Annotated in this window: 7 protein-coding genes; all 7 read left to right on the top strand. The window is 34.4% G+C overall.

The window, feature by feature from the left end; genetic code table 11:
- Positions 1-1,180: aldose epimerase family protein (locus EV196_RS18780; protein WP_132219324.1), on the top strand; the 1,180-nt coding region annotated here is incomplete at its 5' end.
- A 99-nt stretch (positions 1,181-1,279) separates the two neighbouring features.
- On the top strand, positions 1,280-3,811 hold the full coding sequence (locus EV196_RS18775; RefSeq protein WP_132219323.1) for a glycoside hydrolase family 9 protein: 2,532 nt from the start codon (positions 1,280-1,282) through the stop codon (positions 3,809-3,811).
- A gap of 216 nt (positions 3,812-4,027) precedes the next feature.
- Entirely contained in the window at positions 4,028-5,197 is a 1,170-nt protein-coding gene (locus EV196_RS18770; protein WP_132219322.1) for a hypothetical protein, read from the top strand.
- Positions 5,198-5,235: 38 nt separating this feature from the next.
- Positions 5,236-5,433 (top strand): hypothetical protein, encoded by a 198-nt coding sequence (locus EV196_RS20170; protein ID WP_243652288.1) that lies wholly within the window; start codon positions 5,236-5,238, stop codon positions 5,431-5,433.
- Between the two features lie 109 nt (positions 5,434-5,542).
- A complete protein-coding gene (locus EV196_RS18760) occupies positions 5,543-5,677 on the top strand; it encodes a ThuA domain-containing protein (RefSeq protein ID WP_132219321.1) in 135 nt (44 codons plus the stop codon).
- Between the two features lie 107 nt (positions 5,678-5,784).
- Positions 5,785-6,888, top strand: a complete 1,104-nt coding sequence (locus EV196_RS18755; protein ID WP_207902879.1) for a putative porin — start codon at positions 5,785-5,787, stop codon at positions 6,886-6,888.
- Between the two features lie 110 nt (positions 6,889-6,998).
- Positions 6,999-7,994 carry a glycoside hydrolase family 26 protein gene (locus tag EV196_RS18750; protein WP_165876204.1) on the top strand — a complete coding sequence of 332 codons (996 nt, stop codon included), beginning with the start codon at positions 6,999-7,001 and terminating at the stop codon, positions 7,992-7,994.
- Positions 7,995-8,028: the final 34 nt, after the last annotated feature.

The following is an 8,028-nucleotide window of genomic DNA, read 5'->3' as shown; positions in this document are numbered from 1 at the left end:
AGGAGGAAGATCGTTTTATACTGCTTTAGGTCATAAACCTGAATCTTATAAAGACAAAAACTTTTTGAATCACATTTTTGGTGCAATATATTGGGTTTTAAATAAAAATAAGCACGACAGAACTAAAATGATAAAATTAATAGATGCTAATAATTTTTCAAAAGGTTTTGAAGAACAGGGGATTAAGTTATTTACATTAAAAAATAAAAATGGAATTGTTAGTCAGATTACCAATTATGGTGGTAGGATTGTAAATCTTTTTGTTCCTGATAAAAAGGGTGTTTTTGAAGATGTTGTTTTAGGCTACGATTCTGCAAAAGATTATTTAGAAAAGCCAGATCATTTTTTTGGAGCTATTATTGGTCGTTATGGTAATAGAATTTCAAATGGTAAGTTCAGTATAGATAATAATGAGTTTTTGTTAGATAAAAATGAAGAAGAAAACCAATTACATGGAGGTGAAAAAGGTTTTCATGCAGTTGTTTGGCAAGCAAAACAAATATCCGAATCCGTTTTAGAATTAACTCATTTTTCTAAACACTTAGATCAAGGTTTTCCTGGTAATTTAGAATTGAAAGTAGTGTATACATTAACCGATAAAAATGAATTACAGATAGAATATTTTGCAGTTTCAGATGCAAAAACAGTAATAAACTTAACAAACCATTCTTATTTTAATTTATCTGGTGATTTTAATAAATCAATAGAAAATCATTTATTTCAAATAAAGGCAGATTATTATTTACCAGTAAATGATAAGATGGTTCCTGTAGGAATTTTAGAGAATGTTACCAATTCTCCTTTCGATTTTAGAAAATTAAAAACAGTACAGCAAGTTATTAATAAGCAACATCAACAAATAGAGTTAGGTAGTGGTTTTGACCATAATTTTGTTTTAGATGATGTGAATGCAGGTTTTGTAGCAAAGGTAATTGATAAAAATTCTGGGAGAAGTTTAGAGGTTTATACTACCGAACCCGGAGTACAATTTTATTCGGGGAATCATCTAAATAATTTAGAAGGCAAAAACGATGTTTTATATCAAAAAAGAGTCGCGTTTTGTTTAGAAACGCAACATTTTCCAAATAGTCCTAATCAAACCAATTTTCCATCAACTTTATTACTACCAGGAGAAAAATATTTTTCAAGAACTATCTATAAGTTTATTGTTCATAAATGATTGCTTGAATTTGTAAAAACCTTTAAAGCATAAAATAATTAATGTAACCTGTACTGAATAACTGATTATATTTTCACCAATACATAATTTTCACTCAATATGAAACACCTAAAATTAATATCACTTGTAGTGCTACTATTAGCAGTATGTGAGCATGGATCAAGTCAGAATTTGAAACTCAATGATCTTGAGTATTTCGAGGCGCAAGGCGTCAATATTCTTGTGTACAACAACCTTTTTACTGGCGGTTTTAACGATGAAAAGAATGCAGGCATAGAGCTGATTCACCATGGTGTCAGAACAGCACAAGGTGGCGCTGTGAGGCTTTCCAGTACTCCAGAACAATGGAATCTTGTTCCTGCAATATCATCTCGTAAGGTAGACCATGAGTCTAAAAGTATTGAGTCTGTATTAAGATATGAGGATTTCGATTTTGATTCACGAGTGGTAGTCACGGCTAAGGGTAATGCCGTTGAGATATCTGTTTATCTTGACAAACCCATTCCCGCGTCACTTGAAGGGAAAGCCGGGTTTAATCTTGAGTTTTTGCCCTCAAAATATTGGGGAAAGACCTTTTTGATGGATGGACATTCCAATCTGTTCCCACGCTATGTGGTAGGTAACACCATTACAAGGCCCAACATTGAAAAGCTTAAACAATTCAAAGGGTATGTAACTTCCGACGATAGAGGTACCGGCAGATTTATTGATCCGCTTCCTCTCGAAACCGGCCATACCATTATTCTTGCACCTGATGAACCCGAACGTTTGGTTAAAATTACTTCGCATGATGCTGACCTTATGCTTTTCGATGGTCGTGTGTTGGCGCAAAATGGCTGGTTTGTAGTTCGCAGTTTACTTCCAGCAGGAAAAACAGGTAAGGTTTTAACCTGGACGGTTGAACCAAATGCCATAAAAAATTGGGTAAGAGAGCCAAATATAGGTTTCTCTCAAGTGGGCTACCTCCCTTCACAACAAAAAGTCTCTGTGATTGAACTCGACAAGAAAGATAAACCTCTTTCAAAAGCATCAATATATAAGATAGAAGAAGATGGGAAAACTTCTGAAGTATTCAGCGGAAATACCATAGCTTGGGGTGACTATTATAAATATCACTATGTAAAATTTGATTTTTCTACAGTTAACACCCCCGGTATATACTATATTCAGTATGGCAACATTAGAACAAATAATTTTCTAATAGAGAGTAACATTTATGATAAAATCACTGATGCAACCAGTGATATTTGGATTCCAATTCATATGAACCATATTTCTGTAAATGAGGGCTATAGAATGTGGCACGGAGAACCTTTTAAGGAAAGTTATCTACAAGCTCCACCAAATACAGATCACTTTGACCTCCATGCACAAGGACCTTCAACGGATACTAAATATGAACCGATGGAAACGATCCCCGGATTAAACATAGGCGGGTTTTTTGATGCTGGAGATTTTGATATCGAAACAGGATCTAATATTTTTGTGGTGCAGAATTTTGTCCAAACATGGGAATATTTCAAACCTTTACGCGATCAGACTTTTGTTGATGAAAAGCAACGTTATGTTGATCTTCATCGTCCTGATGGGACGCCAGATGTATTACAGTATATTGAGCATGGAACATTGAATCTGGTAGCTCAGGCAGAGATTATCGGCCACATGGCACAAACGCTATCCAACTCTGTTTTGGACAACTACCATCATCTTGGTGACGCGGCTTCCATAACGGATGGACTTCCGTATAATCCGAACCTTGGCCCATATGAAGTGGCTCAGGACGGTAAGTCAAGCGGAGTTAAAGATGATATGTGGGCTTTTACCAGCCGAAACCCGAACCTTGATCTCAGAGCAGCAGCAACTTTTGCCGGAGCAAGTCGAGCATTGAAGGGATATAATGATGATCTTTCAGAAAGAGCGCTGGTACAGGCAAAAAGACTTCTGAAAGAAGCAGCTGAATTACTTGTGAATCAACCACAGAATGAGGGGGAAAGAGGCCAGGGATCAGCAGATGTGGCCACCAATCTTCAATTGTACATCACAACCGGAGAGCAACAATATGTCGATAAATTTCAGGAACTTTTATGGAAGGCTCTAGAACATAAGGTCAGTAGTAATATATTGACTGCATTTCATGCCATACCATATATGGACGCATCCTTCAAAGAAAAACTCCGGCCGTATGTTGTAAAGTACAAAGAATATATCGACGAGCTTGAAAAGGATAATCCGTACGGAGTACCTATTCACCTCGGTAACTGGGCAGGAAGTGGAGATGTGGTTAGTTTTGGTACCACAATCTGCTTTGCTAACAGACACTTCCCAAATATTGTTGACGCCAGCCATGCTTTCAAGACCACCAACTGGCTATTTGGATGCCACCCGTATCACAATTATTCGTTAGTGGCAACGATTGGTGCAGTGCGACCAAAAGAAGTTTTTTATGGTAATAATAGAGCTGATTTCTCATTTATTCCAGGGAATGTTGCTCCTGGTATACTATTCAGACAACCCGACCATTTTGAAAACTATGACGACTGGCCATTTCTATGGGGGCAAAATGAGGGCACGATAGGTGGTAATACCAATTATTTAATTTTTGGATCAGCTTTTAAGAATTTAGTAAAATAGTTGCTACTATAATTTTAAAATAGGGATATTTTTCATAAAAATTGGTCGAATTGGTTTTAATCTGAAAATTGAAATTAAATGATTTGAAGTTTACGATAAAAATACAAAAGTCGTTTACATCGGTTTTTAGCTGTTGAATTGCGTTATCTGAATAATCTTTTTTAATGCGAAAAAAATAAAATAAACTATTAATAATGTATCACTAAAAATAAATTAATGAAATGTAAAAAAATATTATTAGCTATAAGTTTAATTTGTTTTCTTGCTGTAGATGCGCAAAACATTGTTTATGTATATGGAGATGTTGCTGCTGATGGTACGCTACCATCCGGAAGTAAAAAACCATTTCACCAAATGCGTTTGAATGATGAAGGTGATTTAGGGATGAGTGGTTTCAAAAAAGCATTGGAAGCTGTTGGGTGTACTGTAAGCGAAGTTTACGATCAAGAAATTGTAATTAATGCCGAATTTCTAAAGTCGATTGATGTTTTAATTTTAGGCTCAAATCAGCGAGTTTTTATCGAAGCAGAAGCTAAATCCTTAAAGCGTTGGGTGAAAAAAGGTGGCGGAGTAATTACTTGGTCGGATAGTGGATTTGGTGGAGAGTATAGCATTGTAGGTGTGGATAATGAAGTGGGGCGAATTTCTGACAATGTTTTAATGGAGCAATTCGGTATGTATTTTTTGACTGACAATGGTGCTGGAAACTATTTGGTGAACGAGTATACACAAGATCATTTTATTAATAAAAACAATAAACATAAAGGCGTTGCTTTTAGGGGAGAAGGAGTAAGTTTTGTTCGTGTTTCGAAACCGGCAGTAATTTTAGCTAAAGCGCAAGAAGGCGGATTAGGCGGTAGGTTAGTTGTAAATTCAAATGATGGTAAATTTAATGAAAATACCGATGTAGCTTTAGCAATAGCTGAAATAGGTAAAGGTAGAGTAATAGGTGTTTTTGATCGTAATTTGTTTTGGAATGCCGGGGCTGGTACCCGTTTAAGTCATTCCGATAATAGGGTGTTTGCACAACGTATTGCACTTTGGGCAGCAGGTATCGAGGATGAACAACGCTTTGCAAATGATACCCATGCTTTAGTTTCTGCATTAAATACACCTCCAACTATTACTATTGATTATACTTACTCAAAAACTGATAACAGTCTTGCAATTACGGCTGTGATTACTGACGAGGATAAAGATGCCATTAGCCCGGAAATAGTATGGAAGCAAGTAAAAGGCCCTGCCGATTGTGAGTTCGAAAATAATAATCCCAATACTACAACACCACGTATTTTTATTCCCAAAGCAGGTAAATATGTTTTTAAAGCAAGTGTTTTAGATGGTGAGTTTGAAATTAATAAATTCTTAAACTATGTAAGGGAGTAAATTTATTAAAGACCTTTTTAGGTTTTAAAAACATCATTTTGTTTATAGTATTATGTACCTCATGTAATGCTCAAAACAAAAAGAGTAATCAAATTATAGTCAATGGTACAGAATTGGTCTTAATTTCAAATGATTATGAATTTACTGAAGGGCCAGCAGCAGATAAGAAGGGAATGTTTTTTTTACCGACCAACCGAATGACAGAATTTTATAATGGGATGCAAAAACCAATTTAGTATCTGAATATATGAAACCTTCTGGTCGTTCAATTGGACTTTATTTTGATAATGATGGCAACCTATTATCTGCTGCAGATGAAATTATGATGCTATTCTGTTAAAAGGTATGGGAGAGAAACATCCTTTTTCGTGGAATCAAGATTATGAAGGAGGAAGATCGTTTTATACAGCATTAGGTAATAAACCAGAATCGTATAAAAACAAAAACTTTTTAAACCACATTTTTGTTGGGATATACTAGGCGGTTAATAAATAAAATAAATAATTATGAAATTTTGTTCATAATTATTGGAAATAACAAATAATATTATTTTTATGAAAAGGGCCATTTTTATTTTACTTTTTTTAATGTTCGTTTTAACTTCATTTTCACAGGCAAATTTGGAGGAATCAAAGCTATCATTTTATGGAGATTTTAGATTTCGAGTTGAGCAAGACTGGAACTCTAAAAAATCTGATGGTACATATAGAGATGATAGAACCAGGCTGAGATATAGGGGGAGACTTGGTTTAAATTATTTTGTGAATCAGAATACGTCGATGGGTGTTCGAATTAGGACAGGTGACCCTAAAAAACAGCAAGACCCACAATTAACCTTAGGAGATGCCAACAAAGAATTTGGAACATTACCTATAGGGTTTGAAAAAATATTTTTCCAAACCAGCTACAAAGGTTTTTTTACATGGATAGGTAAAAACACATTTCCATTTAATAAAAACAATGAATTGTTTTGGAGTGATAATGTTTACCCAGAAGGCGTGTTTTTAAAAAAAAGCATTACAACTGAATCTAATTTTATATTTCCACTTGACATAAGTGGAGGACATTTTATTATTAGTTCTTCAGGAAAATCATTCAATAAAGATAGTTATATGGATGGATTTCAATTGAGTTCAAGCTTATTTAACGATAGGTTAAAACTATTTCCATCTTTCTATGTTTTTAAAAATATTCCCGATATCCCAGATGGAGGAGATACATTTATTTTCGACTATAACATACTTCACTTAGGAAGCAAATTAAAACTTCAAGAAAGCCCTTTAATTAATTTTGAATTTGATTTTTATTCAAATTTAAAGAATTATAAGGATGTTACAGGAATACCTGCAAATTTAGCAAATGAGAAAAACGGACTTGTTGGGGGCATTAGCTATGGACACTTAGATAAAAAAGGTGATTGGGCATTTAAAGCTACGTATTCCTATTTAGAGCGATACGCCGCCGTAGATTTTTTTGCACAGAATGATTGGGCACGTTGGGATTATTCCTCTTTTGACTCGCCAGATGGTCGCCTAACCAATTTTAAGGGAATGGAATTGGTTTCCGAATACATGATGAATAGAAATATGAATCTAAAATTAAAATATTACCTCGTGGAACAAATTGTCGCTTATGGTGCGTTTAAAGAAACTGGTAGTAGAATCCGTTTGGACTTTGATTTTAAATTTTAATGCTATTGAAATAGCTGTTTGTTCTTAATTTAATTTAGTTAAAAGATATGATAAAAACTTATAAAGTGAATGGCGCAAAATTTATTCAAAAAACAAATAAATTAATTTTTATGAAATTAGTAATGTTACTTTTTTTTGTAACGGTTTTGAAGGTTCATGCCCAAGATACTAAGATTCTCCATGAGTTTTACAATGCTAAATACGAACCCGAAACAGGAATTTATCACGGCGCTGGTCAGGATAAAAATGGCTTTAAAGATTATGTAAATGCCGTTGGTCAAGATAAGTTTCCTGTAATATATATGACTTATGTTAATATAACAGCACCAGTAAAAAGGATTGAATCTTGGGGAAAAAATTTAAAACATGTTTTAGATAGTTTGCCAAAAGGAATTATGCCTCAAATTGGTTTAGGATTTACTGGCGGTAAGGATACAGGGGCAGGTTTGGATAAAGAAGTTGCCAACGGAAAATATAATGCTCAATTGGAAGCATTTTATAAGGTGCTTTTGGATTTAGATAGGTCCTCCTTTACGAGAATTGGGTACGAATTTGAAGGCGATTGGAATGGGTACGCACCCGAAAGTTATAAAAAAGTTTTTATAACTATTTCCAAGGCTTTTAAGGAAAAAAACATTAAATCGGCTACGGTTTGGTGTTCGGGAGGTGGCTCTGCAGATTTTATAAGTACTGAAAAGTTGATGGCATATTATCCTGGTGATGCATATGTAGATTGGTGGGGTATTGATATTTTTAGTCCTGAAGAATTTGATCATATCGGATTACAAACTTTTTTTGATAGGGCTCATATTCATAAAAAACCAGTGATGATAGGTGAGTGTACACCACGGTATGTTGGGGTTTTAGATGGTGAAATTTCTTGGAATAAATGGTTTAAACCTTTTTTCGAGATGTTAAATGATAACCCAGGGATAAAAGCATTTTGCTATATCAATTGGGATTGGGGATTTTGGTCTAACAAAAATGGTTTTCCATGGCATGATTGGAAAGATGCCCGTATCGAAAAAAATCCATTTGTATTGGAGGCTTATAAAACGGAATTGGATAAACCAATATTTATCCACACACAAACACATAAATATTGAAAAAAATTGGATACATAATAGTATCAACAATTTT

Origin of the sequence: Mariniflexile fucanivorans, from assembly GCF_004341235.1 — a bacterium.
Lineage (GTDB): Bacteria > Bacteroidota > Bacteroidia > Flavobacteriales > Flavobacteriaceae > Mariniflexile > Mariniflexile fucanivorans.
This window is presented reverse-complemented; position numbering and strand designations above follow the sequence as displayed.